Below are 18,403 nucleotides of genomic sequence, written 5' to 3'. Positions count from 1 at the left end.
CGATGATCTCCGTCTGTCTCGTCGACGACCAGAACCTGGTACGCCAGGGCGTCCGCTCGCTGCTCGATCTGGCCGAGGACATCCGCGTGGTGGCCGAATGCGCCGATGGTGCCCAGGCCGTGCAGGACATTCCGCGGGTGAAACCGGACGTGGTGCTGCTGGACCTGCGCATGCCCAACATGAGTGGTCTGGAAGTGCTGCAGGCGCTGGCCGCCCGCAACGAGTTGCCGCCCACCATCATTCTCACCACCTTCGATGACGACCAACTGGTGCTGCAGGGCCTGAAGGCCGGCGCGCGCGGTTATCTGCTGAAGGATGTGTCGCTGGAGCAACTGGTGGAGGCGGTGCGCACCGTAGCTGCGGGCGGCTCGTTGGTGGCGCCGATGGTCACCCAGCGCCTGCTGGCCGGGGTGGGGCGCATGCAGAACCAATTCACCAGCCTGGAGCAGCCCGATCCGCTGACCGAACGCGAAACCGAGATCCTGCGCCTGCTTTCCGGTGGCTATTCCAACAAGGAAATCGCCAATTCGCTGAAGGTGGCCGAGGGGACGGTGAAGAACCACGTTTCCAACATCCTGTCCAAGCTGGGCGTGCGCGATCGCACCCGGGCGGTGCTCAAGGCGCTGGAACTGGGCATCGTCTAGGGACTTGGCCGCCATGGGCGGGGCGAGGGATTTTCGCGCGACATGCGCGTGCGCATGGTTTTTCGGGCGATGCCGTGATGGCCATCCGGACGGCTGAATGGCGCGCTCTGGCGCCAATTCGAGGGTGTTTTCGCAGGCCGTAGCGTTCGGGCGCGCGAGCAAGTAACATCGGTGGCTTCGGCGTTGCTGGGCCACGCTTGGGCGCATTCCCGCGGGATTTTCCCGATGCCCGGTGGCCAGTGACGCATCATGTCGAGAAGAAGACGTTCGGAGACCCCTGGAATGACGCGTGTTCTGGAAATCATTGTTGCCCTGATTATCGTCGCCGTTCTTGGCGTCGTGGCGGGCTTTGTCATGCCCAGCACCGGCCATGTGGATCGGTCGCTGGTAGTCGGCAAGGACATTCGCCAAGTCTATGATGTGATGGACAACCTCCGTCGCTTCCCCGACTACAGCACGCAACGCAGCGACGACCCGAAGATCCAGTATGCGTTGTCCGGCCCGGCCTTCGGCCCGGGTGCCACGCTGTCGTGGACGGGTGGCAACGACAAGGTGGGCGACGGCAAGCTGACCATCGCCAGCGCGCAGCCGGACTTCAACAAGATCGATCCGACCGTCAAGCACGCCACGATCATCTGGAACCTGGACAACAACTGGCACGGCAACGACAAGCACTTCACGATCGATCTGGATCGTCAGGGCCGCCAGGGCAAGCTGACCAAGATCACCTGGTCGTATGACGTGGCCTATGGCTTCAACCTGATCAACCGCTATTCGCGCCTGTACATCCATGGCGATCCGGATTCGCTGATCCAGTACAGCCTGAGCAACCTGCAGAACGTGCTGGCCGCGGTGCCGAACGTCGACTACAGCGACCTGATTCCGTACATCGTGCAGACCAAGCCGACGCCGGTGCTGCTGATTTCCGACTCCAGCCCGCGCAAGGACGGCCTGGCCGGTCTGGACGACGTGATGAACACCGACCTCACCGCGATCAAGGCCGCGGCCAAGAAGCTCGGCGTGAATGTGACCGGTCCGCGCATCACCTTCACCACCAACTACGGTGACGAGACCTACAGCTTCGACGTCGCGCTGCCGATCGACGCCAGCGACCTGACCATCAATGGCCAGAGCTACACGCTGGCGGCCGCCAAGCAGCCGGCCCTGTCCGCCGACGGCACGGCTCCGGTCGAGAGCAGCAGCGCACCGGCTTCGGACAGCTCCAGCAGTGCACCCGCCGCCGCGGTGGTGCTGAAGCCGGGCGAGCTGGACAAGGATGGCCGCCTGGTCGTGGACGGCAAGGTGCGCGCCACCCTGGCGTTCGGTGGTCCCGCGCTGGAAGGCGTGTGGAACGGCACCGCCGCCGGCGTGCCGCAGACCCGCGACATGCTGAAGGCCTACGCGCAGACCCACGGCTACAAGTACGACGAAGTGGTCCACCGCCTGTACGACATCCAGGTGCAGCCGGAAGTGCAGGACGACAAGGGCAACATCACCACTTACGCCAAGTTTGACGTCTACCTGCCGATCACCGATTCGGCCAACGGTGGCACGCTGCCGCAGCAGACGCCGGAACAGGCTGCCGGCATTGCCCAGCCTTCGTTGGACGCCAGTGGCGACCAGGCTCCGGCCGCGGCGGGTTCCGCCCCGGCACCGGCCGGTTCCAGCGCCGCACCGGCTGCGGCCAGCAGCGCGCAGTAAGCGCTACCGCTGGCACGATGAAAGGCCCTTCCCTCGCGGGGAGGGCCTTTTCGTTTCCGCTGTTTCCACGCTGCAGCATCCACGTGTCGGGAAGAACTTTTGCGGCGTCATGCGGTACATTGCAGAGCGCCGTGATTTCGCCGCGCGCATCCCTTCCCACTTAGCCCGGACATGATCGAGACCGACCAGCTCACCCGTCGCTATGGCCACCTCGTTGCGGTGGATGCCTTGAGCATTCGCGCCGAGCCCGGCCAGGTGCTTGGCCTGCTGGGGCCCAATGGTGCGGGCAAGTCCACGGCCATGCGCATGATCTCCGGATTCCTCGCGCCGAGTTCGGGCACCGCCCGCGTGTGCGGGCACGACGTGCAGCGCGAATCGCTGGCCGCGCGCCGTGCCCTGGGCTACCTGCCCGAGGGCGCACCCAGCTACGGCGAGATGACCGTGCGCGAGTTCCTGGTTTTCATCGCGCGCGTGCGTGGCCTCAAGGCCGATGTGGGGCGCCGTCGGTTCGATGAAGTGGTGGGGCGGCTGCAACTGGAAGAAGTGCTGGAGCAGTGCATCGACACCTTGTCGAAAGGCCTGCGCCGCCGTGTGGGCCTGGCCCAGGCGATCCTGCACGACCCGCCGGTGCTGATGCTGGACGAACCCACCGATGGTCTCGATCCGAACCAGAAGCACGCCGTGCGCCAGTTGATCGACGCGATGGCGCGCGAACGCACCATCCTGATCTCCACCCACCTGCTGGAAGAAGTCCACGCGTTGTGCAACCGCGTGGTGATCATCGCCCGCGGCAAGCTGTTGGCCGACGCCACGCCGGCAGAGCTGGAGGCACGTTCGCGCTATCACGGGGCGGTGTCGTTCAGTGCCGCGGGGAGTGGCGTGTCGCAGGAAATGCTGGGGCGCCTGCCGCAAGTGGCCGGGGTCGAAGTGGATCCGCTGGATGGCCGCGTCACGGTGTTTCCACGACCCGGCGAGCGCATCCTGGAGCCGGTCGAGCAATTGCTGCGCGAGCAGGGACTGGAAGTGTCCGAGATCCAGCTTGAACGTGGCCGCCTGGACGAGGTGTTCCGGCAGATCACGCTGGGCGATGAGGTGCCGGCATGAATCCGGTGATGGCGGTGGCCCGGCGCGAATTGCGCAGCTATTTCGTGACGCCGGTGGCCTATGTATTCCTGGTGATCTTCCTGGTGCTGGCGGGCATCCTCACCTTCTACGTGGGCGATTTTTACGAGCGCGGGCAGGCCGACCTGCAGCCGTTCTTCTCGATGCATCCGTGGCTGTACCTGATCCTGGTGCCGGCGGTGTCGATGCGGATCTGGGCCGAGGAGGCCAAGGGCGGCACGCTGGAACTGCTGCTGACGCTGCCGGTGACCCTGCTACAGGCGATGCTGGGCAAGTTCCTCGCGGCATGGTTGTTCGTGGGATTGGCGCTGCTGCTGACCTTCCCGATCTGGATCACGGTGAACTATCTCGGCTCGCCGGACAATGGCGTGATCGTGGCCGGTTACCTCGGCAGCTGGTTGATGGCCGGCGCGTTCCTGGCCATCGGCACGTGCATTTCCACGCTGACCCGCAGCCAGGTGGTGGCATTCATTCTTACCGCGCTGGTATGCGTGCTGCTGATCCTCGCCGGGCAGGCGCAGGTGATCGATTTCTTCCAGGGCACGCTGCCGCGCAAGCTGGTCAACGCGGTGGCGCACCTCAGCCTGTTGCGTCACTTCGAGGCGATCGCCCGCGGTGTGCTGGATGTGCGCGACCTGCTGTATTTCCTGCTCACCATCGTGGCGTGGCTGACCGCCGGCGTGCTGGTGCTCGACCTGAAACGGATGCGCTGAGATGGGCCGCCTTCACCTCCGTCGCCGTCCGGTCCTGATCAGTGCCCTGGTGCTGCTGGTGCTGGCGTATGTCGCCGTGGTGCTGGGCAGCAGCCGCTGGGTCGGGCCGGCGCGGGTGGATTTGACCACCGATCATCTGTACACGCTGGCGCCCGGCACGAAGCGGATCATCGACAGCCTGCATCGCCCGCTGCGACTCACCCTGTATTTCTCCGAACACGCCACGCGGGACCTGCCGCAGCTGCGCAGTTACGAGCAGCGCGTCAACGAGATGCTGCAGGAAATGGTGGCGCGCTCGCATGGCCGGATCCGCCTGCGCGTGGTCGACCCGGTGCCGTATTCCGACGACGAGGCCAGCGCCGAAGGCAACGGCCTCACCGCGGCCAGTGGCGGCAGCAATGGCGAGCGGGTGTTCTTCGGCCTGGTCGGCAGCACCTTGCCGCCGGGTATCGACAGCGAGCAGGATCCGGATGACGCGACCGTGGCCGGAGGACGCACCCTGTCGATTCCGTTCTTCGATCCCTCGCGCGAGGTGTTCCTCGAATACGACATCGCCAAACTGCTGTACGAATTGAACGAGCCGGACAAGCCGCACATCGGCGTGATCAGCAGCTTGCCGGTATTGGGCAACCCCATCCTCGGCAAGCCGCCGTGGACGGTGATGCGCCAGTTGCAGCAACTGTTCGACGTGGAATCGCTGGATCCGGCCAAGCTCAAGCGCGTGCCCGCCGACATCAAGGTACTGCTGCTGATCCATCCGAAGCACCTGTCGGACGATGCGCAATACGCGCTGGACCAATACGTGCTGGGCGGCGGGCACCTGGTGGTGTTCGTCGATCCGGATGCGGAGTCCGACACCACGCCGTACATCAATGCCGAAACCGGTGCCACGGACGATCACAATTCCGATCTGCCGAAACTGTTTGCCGACTGGGGCGTGCTCTACGACCCGACCCAGGTGCTGCTGGACCGCGCGCGCGCATTGCCGATCGAACTGGCCGGGGTGAATCTCACCCATCCGGCGATGCTTGGCCTGGGCACGCAGGAACTGAACCATGACGATGTGGTGACCGCCAGCCTGCAGCGCGTGAATGTGTCCAGCGCCGGTCATTTCGACCTGGCTCCGCATGCCACCACGCGCCTGATTCCGCTGCTGCAAAGCAGTGCCGACGCCGAGCTGGTGCCGGCGCAGCGGGTGATCGAGGCCAGCAGCGATCCCGCTTCGCTGCTGCAGGGTTATCAGCCGGCCAATCAGCTCTACACGATCGCCGCGCGCCTGCGCGGCACCTTCACCAGCGCGTTCCCGGATCGTGCCGGACAGCCGGGTCACCTGGCCGCGTCCAAGCCCGACAGCGAAGTGATTCTGGTGGCCGATACGGACCTGCTGACCGATCGACTGTGGGTGGACACGCAGACCTTCCTCGGCCAGCCCACCCTGGTCGCGATCGCCAACAATGGCGATTTCGTCACCAACCTGGTGGACAACCTCAGCGGTTCGTCGGCGTTGCTGTCGATCCGCGGGCGTGCCACCTCGCAGCGCCCGTTTACCCGCGTGGAGTCACTGCAGCGCGCCGCCGACCGGAAATTCCTGCAGAAGAAGCAGGAACTGGAAAGCGAGCTGGCCGAGACCAAGCAGCGGCTGGCGGAACTGCAGCCGGTCAAGGGCGACCACGACAGCACGGCCAGTGCAGAGCAGAAGCGCGAGATCGAGCAATTCCTCAAGCGCAAGCTGGCGATCAGCAAGGAGCTGCGTGACGTGCAGCACCAGCTCAACGCCGAGATCGATGCGCTGGGTTTCCGCCTTAAGGTGATCAACATCGTGCTGGTGCCGGCGCTGCTGGTGCTGATCGGCCTGCTCTACGGCTGGCGCCGGATGCGTCGCAACCGGCGTGGCGGGCGCTGACCCGCACGGGTTGCCGGGCGGCAATCTGCCGCAAGCACGGCGGGGCGAGGCGGGCACGGCCACGCGTTATGCTGGGTCGTTGTCGCCGATGTCGGCGTGGAAGGGTCAATGATCGCGATCTTGCTGAAATGGCTGGTGCCGTGGGAGTTCTCCTGGACCTTCCTGATCACCTTCGTGCTGGCCTGCGTGCTGTATTGGCGCGGCAGCCGGCGCTTGCGGGTGGGCACCGGGCGGCAGGTCACGTTCTGGTGCGGCATGGCGATGATGTACCTGACGCTGCACACCTACCTCGATTTCTACGCCGAGCATGAGTTCTTCATGCACCGCCTGCAGCAATTGCTGCTGCACCACATCGTGCCGTTGGTCATCGTGGCCTCGTGCCCGGGCAGCGTGCTGCGCGCGGGGTTGCCGCTGTCGTGGCGGGCGCGTTGGCTGCGGCCGGCGCAGCGCTCGCTGGTCTGGCGCGTCATCAGCGGCGTGTTGTTCAATCCCGTGGTGGCGACGCTGCTGTTCGTGGTGTTCATCCTGATCTGGCTGGTGCCGTGGTTCCAGACGCTGGCGATGCTGGATTGGCGCGTATACCGCTTCATGAACTGGTCGATGATCGTCAGCGGTTTCGTCTACTGGTGGCTGGTGCTGGATCACCGGTCGCATCCGCCGGGGCGGATGGTGGCAGGAATGCGCGTGCTGTCGCCGGGCATCACGATGTCGCCGCAGATCCTGGCCGGCGCGATCATCACGTTCTCGCGGCACGATCTTTATCCGATCTTCGAAGTGTGCGGTCGTGCTTTCAGTTTCAACGTGCTGACCGGCCAGATGATCGGTGGCCTGATCATCTGGGTGCCGGCGGCGATGGTGGAAAGCATCGGCGCACTGATGGCGATGCAGCATTGGCTGCGCTTGTCGCGCAGCGGCCGGATCCGCCGCGACTCGCGCCTGCGACGCGGTGTGGAGACGGACGTGGTCAGTCCGCTTTCGTAGGAGCGCACCCTGTCCACAAGGGACTTCCTGCGGTCGTGCGCGAATGGCTTTTCGCGAGACGTGACCAAGAGCCTTTCGCGCACAGGGTGCGCTCCTGCACGGATTCGGTGAGGAACGCGCCTGAAGGGTGCGTCAGCCTTCGCCGGTGGCGTTGGCCGGGCGTGCAAGGAAATCGACGGGCAGGGTGCTGCCGTCGGCGAAGCGCAGGATCACCTTGACCTTGTCGCCAGGCTTCAACGCACGGTCGGCCTTCATCATCATCAGGTGATAGCCGGCCGGTGCCAGTGACACCATGCCGTGCGCGGGCACGTCGAGATGATCAAGCATGGTCATCTGGCTCATGCCGTTGTGCTCGGTGCTCTGGTGCAGCATCACGCTGGCGTAATCGGGGCTGCTGGCGTTGGTCAGCCGTGCGGCCTGACTGCCGTCGTTGTCCAGCGTGACGTAACCGCCGGCGGGCAGGCCGGCCGGCAGCAGGCGGATCCAGGCGTGACTGGCCTTGACGTGGTCGGCCTGGGCGGCGCGGGCGCCGCCGGCCAGCAGCAGTCCGGCGAGCAACAGCGAAAAGTGATGGCGCTGCATGGTCAATCTCCGCTGCTGATCAGCAGGTGCAGGTCATGCACGAGCTGGGGCTGGGTATCGGCCGGCGTGGCCAGCAAGCGGGCCTTGCCGGCGCGGTCGAAGATATAGATGGCCGAGCTGTGGCTCACTTCGTAGCCGCTGTCGTGCTTGTCCGGTTCGCGCGAGAACGAGGCGCGGTAGCGCTTCACCAGTGATTCGATGGTGCTTGGCGAACCGGTGAGGCCAATGGCGTGCGAGTCGAAGGCGCGCACGTAGTCGTGCAGCACGGCCGGCGTATCGCGCGCCGGGTCCACGGTGACAAACAGGATGCGCACGTCATCGGCCTGCTTGCCGAGCTTCTGCATCACGGCGTGCAAGTGAGCCAGGGTGAGCGGGCACACATCCGGGCAATGCGTGTAGCCGAAGTACAGCAGGGTCACCTTGCCCTTGTAGTCGGCGGCGGTGACGCTCTTGCCGCTGTCGTCGGTGAGCTTGAACGACAGGTCGGGCATATGCCCGCGAATGCTGGTGAGTTGCCACGGCGGGGGCTCGTGCTGGCAGCCGGCCAGCAGCAGGCTGGCGATGAGCAGTAATGGCAGCAGGGCGAACAGGGCGGTGCGCGACAGCTTCATGCGAGAATCCGGACGGTTGCGTTCATTCCAGCATACGCCGGCGCTTTCGGTGCGTCGGCCGAAAACACCAGGAAACCCCGCTCATGCGACAAATTGTCCACTCGCGCGCTGGGCTGCTGACCGGCGTGGCCGGTGCCAGCGCCGTGTTGTTCGGTGCCTTCGGTGCGCATGCGTTGCGTGGCGTGCTCGATGCGGATCATCGCGAGTTGTGGCACACCGCTGTGGAATACCATTTCTGGCATGCGCTGGCGCTGGGATTGGCCGCATGGGTGGGCAGCGGGCGGACGGGGCGTTGCGCCGTCGCTGCGTTTGCCATTGGCATCGTGCTGTTCAGCGGCAGCCTTTATGCCTTGGCGCTGGGCGCGCCGCGCTGGACCGGCATCGTCACGCCGTTTGGCGGCGTGGCTTTCATCGTCGGCTGGATCGCGCTGGGTCTGACTCTGGGGCAGCGATCAGGCCGCTGATGGCGGGGCAGCCGTCACGCGGCTGTCATGGCTGGCTGCGAGCATCGAGGCATGGACATGAGCCTGCCCTCTTTGTCGATGCCACATGCGGCGACTGGATTCACGTCGTCGCCGCGCTTCGGATGGCGTGCTCGGCTCGTCATCGCGACGCTGGCCATGACGCTGGTTCTGGGCGCTGCCTGGCTGGCAACGCCGCTTCCATCGACCGCGAACGGATCGGCCGCAAACGGACACACTTTCGCGCATTGGCGCGGCGAAGGGCGTGACTGGCTGCTGATGGCCAAGCCCGACACGGGCGAACTGGTGGTTTACGACGCCGCGGACGGTCGCCCCCTGCGACGCCTGCGGGTGGCTGGCGTCAAGGACATCGTGCTGGAAGACAATTGGCTGTTCGTCACCAGTACGGCCCATCCCGGGCTGCGCCTGCTGCATCTTCCGCAGTTGTCGTGGCGACCGTTGCCTGGCACGACCGAAGCCCGCTGAATCCTGTCAAAAACGGCTGCTTCCGCAAATGACGGGAAGCGGGCCGGCCCAATGCGCCAGCCGGGTGCGTTGGTAACCTGCCTGCTGCCCGTACAATGTCGCTTTGCGCGGAGATATCCGGATGAAGCCGTTCGGTACCCCTTATTCCGACCATGCCGTGCGCGTGCTGCTGCTGGGCGCGGGCGAGCTGGGCAAGGAAGTCGCGATCGAGCTGCAGCGGCTGGCGGTGGAGGTGATCGCGGTGGATCGCTACGCCGACGCGCCGGCGATGCAGGTGGCGCATCGCAGCCACGTGATCGACATGCTCGACGGTGCCGCCCTGCGTGCGGTGATCGAGCAGGAAAAGCCCGATCTGGTGGTGCCGGAGATCGAGGCCATCCATACGCCGACCCTGGTCGAGATGGAAAAGGACGGCCTGCACGTGATCCCCACGGCGCGCGCCGCGTGGCTGACGATGGACCGCGAAGGCATCCGCCGGCTGGCGGCCGAGGAACTGGGCTTGCCGACGTCGCCGTATCGTTTCTGCGATACCGAAGACGAATACCGCGCCGCGGCAAAGGCGATCGGTTTCCCGTTCGTGATCAAGCCGGTGATGAGTTCGTCGGGCAAGGGCCAGAGCATCGTGCGCGATGCCGATGGTTTGCAGCATGCATGGGAGTACGCGCAATCGGGCGGGCGCGCCGGCAAGGGCCGGGTGATCGTCGAAGGCTTCGTCGATTTCGATGCCGAGATCACCTTGCTGACCGTGCGCCATCGCGACGGCACCAGCTTCTGCGAGCCGATCGGCCATCGCCAGGAAGACGGCGACTATCGCGAGTCGTGGCAGCCGCAGCCGGTAGCCGCCGCAGCGTTGGCCGAAGCACAGCGACAGGCCGGCGCCTTGTCCGCCGCGCTGGGCGGCTGGGGCGTGTTCGGCATGGAGTTTTTCGTGAAAGGCGATGCGGTGATCTTTTCCGAGGTCAGCCCGCGCCCGCACGACACCGGGCTGGTGACGCTGATCTCGCAGGACCTGTCCGAATTCGCCCTGCATGCGCGCGCGATTCTTGGCCTGCCGATTCCGGTGATTCGCCAGCTCGGGCCATCCGCCTCGTGCGCGGTGCTGGTGGAAGGTGACGGGCGGGCGCCGCAGTATCACGGCGTGGCCGACGCGCTGGCCGAACCGGACACGCAATTGCGCATCTTCGGCAAGCCGGAGGTGAAGGGGCGCCGGCGCATGGCGGTGACGTTGGCACGCGATGCGGATATCGAGGCGGCGAAGGCGAAAGCGGTGCGTGCGGCGCGGACCCTGCGCGTAACCCTGTAGCATCACGGGATAACCATGCAGCACAGCTGCTCACTGATGTCATGGCGGCTGTGGCCGCTCCGGACGGAGGACGACAATGGAAGCAACGGGTTTTGCGCACTGGCTGGTAGCGCTGGTGGAAGCGGTGGCGGTGGTATTCCTGCTGGCCTTCGCCATCGGCGTGGTGGTGATACTGATCACGTGGCTGGTGGACCGCAACCAGTCGTCCAATTCCGTGCTGCGCAACTTTCCGGTGGTTGGGCATTTTCGCTACGGCTTCCTGCGCCTGGGCGAATTTTTCCGGCAATACCTGTACTCCAGCGATCGCGAGGAACTGCCGTTCAATCGTGCCGAGCGCGTGTGGGTGTATCGGGCGGCGAAGAATGCGGAGAACACCGCCGCATTCGGTTCCACCCGCGACCTACGTGCCGAAGGCGTGCCGTTTTTCGTCAACGCGGCGTTTCCCGCGCTGGGTGATCATCACGTGGATGCCAAGCCGCTGCGCATCGGGCCGTATGCGCGCGAGCCGTATGAGCACACCGCGTTCTTCAACATCTCGGCGATGAGCTTCGGCGCCTTGTCGGCGCCGGCGGTGCGGGCCTTGTCGCATGGTGCGGCCAAAGCCGGTATCTGGATGGACACGGGCGAAGGCGGCCTGGCGCCGTATCACCTGGAAGGCGGTTGCGACATCGTGTTCGAGATCGGCACCGCCAAGTACGGCGTGCGCACGCCGGACGGCCAGCTGGACGACCAGAAGCTGCAGGATATCTGCGCGCACAAGCAGGTGAAGATGGTCAGCATCAAGCTTGGCCAGGGCGCCAAGCCGGGCATGGGCGGTTTGCTGCCGGGAGCCAAGGTCACGCCGGAGATCGCCGCGATCCGCGGCATTCCCGTGGGCCAGGATTCGCAAAGCCCGAACCGTCACCTGGACATTGCCAACGTGTCGCAGCTGATGGATTCCATCGCGCACATCCGCGATCTCACCGGCAAGCCGACCGGCTTCAAGGCGGTGTTCGGCGACATGCGCATGATCGAGGAACTGTGCGACGAGGTGGGCAGGCGCGGCATCGAGAGCGCGCCGGACTTCATCATCGTGGACGGTTCCGAAGGCGGCACCGGCGCCGCACCGCAAACCCTGATGGAGGGCGTTGGCCTGCCGTTGCAGGAAGCACTGCCGCAACTGGTCAACCTGCTGATCGAGCGCGACCTGCGCGACCGCGTCAAGGTGATCTGCTCGGGCAAACGGATTACCGCCTACGACGTGGCGTGGGCGCTGTCGATGGGCGCGGACTTCGTCAACTCCGCGCGTGGCTTCATGCTGTCGCTGGGCTGCATCCAGTCGCTGCAGTGCAATCGCAACACCTGTCCCACCGGCATCACCACGCAGGACCCGAAGTTGCAGCGCGGACTGGTGGTCACCGACAAGACCGAAAAGGTGGCGAACTACGCCAGGAACGTGATGCACGAGGTCGGCATCATTGCCCACAGTTGCGGCCTGGATGACCCGCGCCAACTCGATCGCACGCATTGCCGCGTGATGGGCAACGACGGCGTGTCGGTGCCACTGGTGAAGCTGTTTCCGTATCCGGTGAGAGCTGAGAAGTGAGTTCAGAGAAGTGAGGAGTGAGAGAAAGCCATGCAGGTTGCGCAGTGGTTTTGCTCTCTCTCACTTCTCACTTCTCTCCACTCACTCCTCAGAATCCCTCGTCTCGTGCCAGCCGTCGGCCCTGCGCACCTGCAGCGGCCGGAAGCGCCGCTTGTAATCCATCTTCGGATGGCCGGCGATCCAGAAGCCGAGATACACCCACGCCAAGCCACGCCGGCGAGCCAGTTCCACCTGCTGCAGGATCGCGAACGTGCCGAGGCCGCGGGCCGCTTCTGCCGGGTCGAAGAAGGTGTACACGGCCGATACGCCATTCGGGCAGATGTCGGTCACGGCCACGCCCAGCAGACGCTCGCCCAGCCGCAGTTCCAGGAACACGGTAGGGCTCCACGGTGCGGTGAGGAAACGGCGGAAGTCGCTGGCGTCGGCTTCGTCCATGCCACCGCCGGCGTGGCGGCTTTGCAGGTAATCGCGGTACAGCGCGTGGCGTTCGTGGTTGTAGCCCGGCGTGACCTCGATGAGGCTCAGGTCGGCATTGCGCTTCAGGCAGCGACGCTGCGAACGATCGGGCGCGAACTTTTCCACGTCGATGCGGCAGGGTGTGCAGGCGCGGCATTGCGGGCAGTGCGGAAAATACAGGTGGCCGCCGGCGCGACGGAAGCCGTGTTCCAGCGCCGAGCCATAGATCTTGTCCAGTTGCGGCGCCGCCGGATCGAGCACCAGGTTCTGCGCCGTACGCTCGGCGTAGTAGCCGCAGGCGTGTGGCAGGGTCTGGAACAGGCGGACGGGATCGGAGCGCATGGTCCGATTCTAGGAGCGTGGGCGGCAGAAATCTTCCGGGCTGCAAAAGTGTCTGTGTGGTCCATATTTCCGCCGCTTCTTGGCCCATAGAACCACTATGGGCCGGCGAATCGTCGAAAATCTGTCCTCACGCAGCCACTTTTTCGCCTCGAAAGTTTCTACCGCCCACGCTCCCAGGCGCAGAACGCGCCTTGCATCCGTGAAGAAGCCTTGCCAGTGCAAGGCCCGGTCGGCATCCGGCGCAAATCCTCAGAACAGGTGCAGCGAACGCAGCATCGCCAGCACGAACACGGCGCCGATCGCCAGCAGCACGATGCGCCGCACCCTGGCCACGGTGTATTTGCGCCGCGCAGCCGGCGAGGGATCACGCGCGGCAGCCAGCTCCTCGGCGTGGCGGGTGGTCGGCTCGATGCCCAGTCCGCGCAGCAGCACGCGGGCCTGGGTGTAATCGTCGGCATGGCATATCCACACCTGCGGCCAGCTCTCGCGCTCGTTGCCGGGCTGGTTGTCGCGGTGCGTATAGCTGAAGCGCTGGTAGGTGGGCCGGTTCCAGTTGGAGCGGTTCATCACCTTGGTCTCGATGCCCTGTTCGGTCATCAGGGCCACCACGCGGTCGATGTTTTCCTGGCGTGGAGAGGTATAGAGCTGGCGCATGCGGCAAGTCTTCCGGTCAGTCTTTGTGCAGGCGGATCAGGCCTTCCTGCGCGGTGGAGGCCACCAGCCGGCCGTCACGGCTGAAAATCTGCCCGCGAGCCAGGCCGCGGCCGCCCTGGGCCGTCGGGCTGTCGAACGAATACAGCAGCCACTCGTCGACCTGGAACGGGCGATGGAACCACATCGCGTGGTCGAGGCTGGCCATCTGCACGTTGCTGGTGAGGTAAGAGATGCCGTGCGGCAGCGTGGCCGTGCCGATCAGGTGGAAATCCGAGGCATAGGCGAGCAGGGCGCGATGCAGGATCGCGGTATCGCCGATCGGGGCGGTGAGGCGGAACCAGATGTGCTGGATCGGCGGGCGCTTGGGCGGGTGCAGTTCGTCGCGCGGCCACACCTGGCGAAACTCGAACGGCCCGTCGATGCCCAGCCAGCGCTGCAATTTCACCGGCAGTTTGGCCAGCTCGTCCGGCGGCAGGTGGCGCATCGGCTCCAGGTCTTCGGGGGCGGGCACTTCCGGCATCGCGACCTGGTGCTCGAAGCCCTTTTCCGGTACCTGGAACGAAATCGAGCCGTTGAGGATCGGCTGGCCGTGCTGGATCGCCACCACCCGTCGTGCCGAGAACGTGCCGCCGTCGCGGGTGCGTTCCACGCTGTAGACGATCGGCGCCTCGATGTCGCCAGCACGCAGGAAATACGCATGCAGCGAATGGGCTTCGCGCGAGGCATCCACCGTCTGCTGCGCCGCGGCCAGCGCCTGTCCCAGCACCTGGCCGCCGAACACGAAGCGCGTGCCGATGTCGCGGCTCTGGCCGCGGAACAGGTTGTCCTCCAGTCGTTCGAGCTGGAGCAGTTGAACCAGTTCGTTGACGTGTTCTTCGCGCATGGGGGAGCCTGGATGCCGGGTAATGCGGTGATTATAGCCGGGCGGCACTCGCTGCCTGCGCCGGTTCGTCGAGACCCCAGCGGGATGTCTTCTTTCGGGCCGGATGGGTCCCCTCAGCGCCGGGTCAGCCGCTCCAGCCGGCTGCCTTCCAGCACTTCGTTCCACGGGAACCGGATGCCCGGGTCGAGCTTGCGCGATACCTGTCGTGAAGCATCGTCGCTGGCTGGCACCATTGCGGTGTCCAGGTCTTCGTGGCCGGCGATATGGCGCAGGTTCGGGAATGTTTCCCGTAGCATCGTCAGCAGTTCGCGCAGCGCGGTGATCTGTGCGTCGGTGTAGGGCTCGCGCATGATCTGCTGGCGCGAGTCGAACCAGTTTGGATAGCGGCCGCTGTTCACCAGTTCGATACCGATCGATTCCGCATTGCGGCCGCGCACGTGGTGGGCAATGCGGGTGCCTGGCACGTAGCGGTATGTCGCCCCATCGCGGTCGATGTAGTAATGGCCGCTGTTGCCGGCGCCGCTGTCGTACAGCACCTTCTCACCGTATTCGCGGGCCGTGGCCAGGTCGGGCAGCTCGGTGCAATGGATCACCACCAGGGTCACGGCTTCGGCCGGGCGTTCAGGCAACTGCGTGACGTAGGGCAGCAGCTGGTCGTGGATAGGGATGGACATGCGGTGGCGGAAAAGGGACGGAAACCGGAGTCTCGCACGGTTGCCGGCTATCATGGGCGCCTCAGCACCATGCCATGGAGACCGCGATGCGCGGCCGGATCATTCTTTCGCACGGCTCGGATTCCAGCCCCGACGCCACCAAGGTCAGTGCGCTGGCCGCACTGGCCGAGTCGCTGGGCTGGGACACGCAGCGGCCGGACTACCGCCACGACGATGCGCGCGGTTTTGCCGGATCGGTGGCGCCACGCATCGCCCGCCTGCGCGCCACCATCGAGGCCAGCCCGGTCGCGCCGGTGCTGGTGGGCTCCAGCATGGGCGCATTCGCTTCCGGCCTGGCCTCGCTCGATGTGCCGGTGGCCGGCCTGTTCCTGCTGGCCACGCCCAGCGCGATCCCCGGTTATCCGCGTGCGTTCGATGCGCGCGCGGACGTGCCGACATTGCTGATCCACGGCTGGCGCGACGAAGTCTGCCCGCTGGCTGGCGTGCATGCATTTGCGGGCCGTCGCCACCTGCCGCTGGTGGTGCTTGACGACAATCACCGACTGATCGACAGCATGGACATGATCGCCGCCCAGTTCCGTCATTTCCTCACGACATTGGCAGCCTCCGCTTGAACGCCTATTTCGCCACCTGCCCGAAGGGCCTGGAATACCTGTTGCGCGACGAACTGGTCGCCATGGGCGCGCAGGATGTCCGCGAGGCGCTGGCCGGGGTGTACTTCTCCGGCACGCTGGAAACCGGCTACCGCGCATGCCTGTGGTCGCGCCTGGCCAGCCGCATCCTGATGCCGCTGGCCGAATTCGACGCCGCCGATGACGATGCGCTGTACACCGGCGTGCAGGCTATCGACTGGTCGCTGCACCTGGCCGCCCATGCCACCCTGGCGGTGGATGCGCACACTGCGCAGAGCAAGCTCACCCACAGCCAGTTCATCGCCCAGCGGGTGAAGGACGCCGTGGTCGACCAGTTCCGCCAGAAGGACGGCACGCGTCCGGGCGTGGATACCGACGAGCCGGATGTGCGCATCAACCTGCACTTGCGCCGTGATCGCGCCATCGTGTCGCTGGATCTGGCCGGTTCACCATTGCACCGACGCGGTTGGCGCGAGCTGCAGGGCGAGGCGCCGCTGAAGGAAAACCTCGCTGCCGCGATCCTGCTGCGCGCGCGCTGGCCGGAAACCTACGCCGCTGGCGGTGCGCTGCTCGATCCCATGTGCGGCTCGGGCACCTTGCTGATCGAGGGCGCGTGGATGGCGGCCGACGTGGCACCCGGCCTGCACCGCGACTACTACGGGTTCCTTGGCTGGCAGCAGCATGACATCGCGTTGTGGCGTGGCCTGCTGGACGAGGCGCGCCAGCGCGCCGAAGCCGGCCTGCGCAGCTTGCGCCCGTGCTTCTTCGGCTCCGATGCCGATCCACGCATGGTGCAGACCGCCAAGCGCAACGCGCAGGAGGCGGGCGTGGCCGGCTTCTTCACGCTGGAGAAGCGCGACGTGGCGCACGCCGCGCCGCCGCCGGGTGTGACTACCGGCCTGGTCGTCACCAATCCGCCGTATGGCGAACGCCTGGGCGAACGCGCGCAGATGCCTGCGTTGTATCGCGCCGTCGGCGACACCTTGCGCACGCGCTTCACTGGCTGGCGCGCGGCCGTGTTGGCGGGTGATGCCGAGCTGGGTCGCGCGCTGGCGTTGCGCGCGGACAAGAAATACGCGCTCTACAACGGCGCGCTGGAAACCGTGCTGCTCACCTTCGAACTGCATGCGCGCGATGAAACCCCGCGCGAAGCGAAGCCGCTGTCGCCCGGCGCGCAGATGCTGAAGAACCGGCTGGAGAAAAACCTGCGTCACCTGCGCAAACGGGTGCAACGCGAAGGCATCCAGTGCTGGCGCGGCTACGACCAGGACTTGCCCGAATACGCCGTCGCCATCGATGTCTACGGTGACACCCGCGGCCACGACCATCTGCATATCCAGGAATATCGCGCCCCGGCCGAGATTCCGGTCGAGACGGCGCGAGCCCGTCTGCGCGAGGTGGTGCGCGTGGCGGGCGAGGTCTTCGGCGTGCCGCGCGAACGCATCGCATTGAAGATGCGCGAGCGTGGCAAGGGCGGCTCCAAGTACGGCCAGTTCGACCAGCGCGGCGAGTTCATCGACGTGGAGGAGGGCGCGCTCACGTTCCGCGTCAACCTCACCGACTATCTCGACACCGGCCTGTTCCTTGATCACCGCCTGGTTCGCGCGAAGCTGCGCGAGCTTGCCAAGGACCGTCGCTTCCTCAACCTGTTCGCCTATACCGCCACGGCCAGCGTGTACGCCGCGGCCGGCGGTGCACGCGACACCACCAGTGTCGACCTGTCCGCCACGTATCTGGATTGGGCCTCGCGCAACCTGGCGTTGAATGGCTTCACCGGCGCCAAGCATCGCCTGATGCAGGCCGATGCGCTGGCCTTCCTGCAACGCGATCAAACGCATTACGGGCTGATCTACGTCGATCCGCCGACGTTCTCCAACTCCAAGCGCGCCGACGATTTCGATGTGCAGCGCGACCACGTGAAGCTGCTGGAAGCCTGCGGCGAGCGCCTGGCCGGCGATGGCGTGATCGTTTTTTCCAACAATTTCCGCCGCTTCAAGCTCGACCACGAAGCGTTGGCGGAACGGTTCGAGATCGAGGACTGGAGCGCGCCCAGCATCCCCTTCGATTTCGCTCGCCGGGCCGATATCCACGGCTGCTGGCTACTCAGGCCGCATCGCCCTGACGTGGACGTGAATCCCTGGGACGGCGCCCGCATCAAAAAGTGAACCCTTCAGTTTGGATTAAGTGCCGCCGGCCCAGCATGGAACCCATGAACAACCGGAGGTCTCCCATGACCAAGCAATCTCTCGGCAAGTGGATGGCGATCAGCCTTGGGCTGGCTGCGGCGGTGGCGATGCCGCTGGGCGCTTCGGCGCACGGCTGGGGTCATGGCGGCGGCTATCACGGTGGTTACCACGGTGGTTATCATGGTGGCTATCACGGCCATTACTACCGTGGCGGCCATTGGAGCGGTGGCCGCTGGATTGCCGGCGCCCTCATCACCGGCGCGGTCGCGGGCCTGGTCAGCAATGCCTTGAGTCCGCCCGTGGTGTATACGCAGCCGCCTGTGGTCTACGGGCCGCCTTCCACCGTGGTCTACGAGAACGGTGCGCCGGTGGTTTACGAAAGTGGTCCTGTCACGCGTCGCGTAGTGACCACACGTACCGTGGTCTACGACAACGGGCCGACGCGTTACGTCCGCGACGACGGTTACTACGGCAACTGATCGCT

The 18,403-nt window shown here is 65.7% G+C and carries 19 protein-coding genes; 13 read left to right on the top strand and 6 right to left on the bottom strand.

Annotated elements, in window-relative coordinates:
* The first annotated feature begins 2 nt into the window (after nt 1-2).
* The 6 genes from BMY90_RS10795 to BMY90_RS10770 all read left to right on the top strand — a co-directional run bounded on the left by BMY90_RS10795 (nt 3) and on the right by BMY90_RS10770 (nt 7,064).
* A complete protein-coding gene (locus tag BMY90_RS10795) occupies nt 3-644 on the top strand; it encodes a response regulator (RefSeq protein WP_008213048.1) in 642 nt (213 codons plus the stop codon).
* A gap of 282 nt (nt 645-926) precedes the next feature.
* On the top strand, nt 927-2,345 hold the full coding sequence (locus BMY90_RS10790; RefSeq protein WP_092703915.1) for an SRPBCC family protein: 1,419 nt from the start codon (nt 927-929) through the stop codon (nt 2,343-2,345).
* A gap of 171 nt (nt 2,346-2,516) precedes the next feature.
* On the top strand, nt 2,517-3,449 hold the full coding sequence (locus BMY90_RS10785; RefSeq protein ID WP_008213261.1) for an ABC transporter ATP-binding protein: 933 nt from the start codon (nt 2,517-2,519) through the stop codon (nt 3,447-3,449).
* Nucleotides 3,446-4,180, top strand: coding sequence for an ABC transporter permease subunit (locus tag BMY90_RS10780; RefSeq protein WP_092703913.1), 735 nt, complete (start codon nt 3,446-3,448; stop codon nt 4,178-4,180). Before BMY90_RS10785 ends, BMY90_RS10780 begins: the two co-directional genes overlap by 4 nt.
* Before the next feature lies 1 nt (nt 4,181).
* A complete protein-coding gene (locus BMY90_RS10775; protein WP_092703911.1) occupies nt 4,182-6,083 on the top strand; it encodes a GldG family protein in 1,902 nt (633 codons plus the stop codon).
* Between the two features lie 108 nt (nt 6,084-6,191).
* Nucleotides 6,192-7,064 carry a cytochrome c oxidase assembly protein gene (locus tag BMY90_RS10770; protein ID WP_092703909.1) on the top strand — a complete coding sequence of 291 codons (873 nt, stop codon included), beginning with the start codon at nt 6,192-6,194 and terminating at the stop codon, nt 7,062-7,064.
* A 132-nt stretch (nt 7,065-7,196) separates the two neighbouring features.
* On the opposite strand, the gene BMY90_RS10765 is transcribed toward BMY90_RS10770, so the two are convergent.
* Both BMY90_RS10765 and BMY90_RS10760 read right to left on the bottom strand, forming a co-directional pair.
* Nucleotides 7,197-7,646, bottom strand: a complete 450-nt coding sequence (locus tag BMY90_RS10765) for a copper chaperone PCu(A)C (protein WP_092703907.1) — start codon at nt 7,644-7,646, stop codon at nt 7,197-7,199.
* A 2-nt stretch (nt 7,647-7,648) separates the two neighbouring features.
* Nucleotides 7,649-8,257 carry an SCO family protein gene (locus BMY90_RS10760; protein ID WP_008213256.1) on the bottom strand — a complete coding sequence of 203 codons (609 nt, stop codon included), beginning with the start codon at nt 8,255-8,257 and terminating at the stop codon, nt 7,649-7,651.
* An 83-nt stretch (nt 8,258-8,340) separates the two neighbouring features.
* Between BMY90_RS10760 and BMY90_RS10755 the strand changes: the two genes are divergently transcribed.
* The 4 genes from BMY90_RS10755 to BMY90_RS10740 all read left to right on the top strand — a co-directional run bounded on the left by BMY90_RS10755 (nt 8,341) and on the right by BMY90_RS10740 (nt 12,092).
* The gene (locus BMY90_RS10755; protein ID WP_008213255.1) at nt 8,341-8,721 is read left to right on the top strand and encodes a DUF423 domain-containing protein; all 381 of its coding nucleotides are present in this window, start codon (nt 8,341-8,343) and stop codon (nt 8,719-8,721) included.
* A gap of 51 nt (nt 8,722-8,772) precedes the next feature.
* Complete coding sequence (locus BMY90_RS10750; RefSeq protein ID WP_092703905.1) at nt 8,773-9,204, top strand: hypothetical protein; 432 nt, start codon at nt 8,773-8,775, stop codon at nt 9,202-9,204.
* A 121-nt stretch (nt 9,205-9,325) separates the two neighbouring features.
* The gene (gene purT, locus BMY90_RS10745) at nt 9,326-10,507 is read left to right on the top strand and encodes a formate-dependent phosphoribosylglycinamide formyltransferase (protein WP_092703904.1); all 1,182 of its coding nucleotides are present in this window, start codon (nt 9,326-9,328) and stop codon (nt 10,505-10,507) included.
* A gap of 76 nt (nt 10,508-10,583) precedes the next feature.
* Nucleotides 10,584-12,092 (top strand): FMN-binding glutamate synthase family protein, encoded by a 1,509-nt coding sequence (locus tag BMY90_RS10740; RefSeq protein WP_092703902.1) that lies wholly within the window; start codon nt 10,584-10,586, stop codon nt 12,090-12,092.
* Between the two features lie 81 nt (nt 12,093-12,173).
* Here the strand turns inward: BMY90_RS10740 and BMY90_RS10735 are convergent, their stop codons facing one another.
* The 4 genes from BMY90_RS10735 to BMY90_RS10720 all read right to left on the bottom strand — a co-directional run bounded on the left by BMY90_RS10735 (nt 12,174) and on the right by BMY90_RS10720 (nt 15,101).
* Entirely contained in the window at nt 12,174-12,890 is a 717-nt protein-coding gene (locus BMY90_RS10735; protein ID WP_092703900.1) for an arginyltransferase, read from the bottom strand.
* A 249-nt stretch (nt 12,891-13,139) separates the two neighbouring features.
* Nucleotides 13,140-13,544, bottom strand: coding sequence for a hypothetical protein (locus tag BMY90_RS10730; protein WP_008208613.1), 405 nt, complete (start codon nt 13,542-13,544; stop codon nt 13,140-13,142).
* Nucleotides 13,545-13,560: 16 nt separating this feature from the next.
* On the bottom strand, nt 13,561-14,427 hold the full coding sequence (gene tesB / locus BMY90_RS10725; RefSeq protein WP_008208615.1) for an acyl-CoA thioesterase II: 867 nt from the start codon (nt 14,425-14,427) through the stop codon (nt 13,561-13,563).
* Between the two features lie 113 nt (nt 14,428-14,540).
* Nucleotides 14,541-15,101, bottom strand: a complete 561-nt coding sequence (locus BMY90_RS10720) for an N-acetylmuramoyl-L-alanine amidase (RefSeq protein ID WP_092703897.1) — start codon at nt 15,099-15,101, stop codon at nt 14,541-14,543.
* Nucleotides 15,102-15,187: 86 nt separating this feature from the next.
* Between BMY90_RS10720 and BMY90_RS10715 the strand changes: the two genes are divergently transcribed.
* The 3 genes from BMY90_RS10715 to BMY90_RS10705 all read left to right on the top strand — a co-directional run bounded on the left by BMY90_RS10715 (nt 15,188) and on the right by BMY90_RS10705 (nt 18,398).
* Entirely contained in the window at nt 15,188-15,715 is a 528-nt protein-coding gene (locus BMY90_RS10715) for an alpha/beta hydrolase (protein WP_092704074.1), read from the top strand.
* Nucleotides 15,712-17,898 (top strand): bifunctional 23S rRNA (guanine(2069)-N(7))-methyltransferase RlmK/23S rRNA (guanine(2445)-N(2))-methyltransferase RlmL, encoded by a 2,187-nt coding sequence (rlmKL, locus tag BMY90_RS10710; RefSeq protein ID WP_092703894.1) that lies wholly within the window; start codon nt 15,712-15,714, stop codon nt 17,896-17,898. The genes BMY90_RS10715 and rlmKL overlap by 4 nt, the downstream gene beginning before the upstream one ends.
* A gap of 65 nt (nt 17,899-17,963) precedes the next feature.
* Complete coding sequence (locus BMY90_RS10705) at nt 17,964-18,398, top strand: hypothetical protein (protein ID WP_092703891.1); 435 nt, start codon at nt 17,964-17,966, stop codon at nt 18,396-18,398.
* The last annotated feature ends 5 nt before the right edge of the window (nt 18,399-18,403 follow it).

The sequence above is a fragment of the Rhodanobacter glycinis genome, from assembly GCF_900114325.1.
Lineage (GTDB): Bacteria > Pseudomonadota > Gammaproteobacteria > Xanthomonadales > Rhodanobacteraceae > Rhodanobacter_A > Rhodanobacter_A glycinis.
This window is presented reverse-complemented; position numbering and strand designations above follow the sequence as displayed.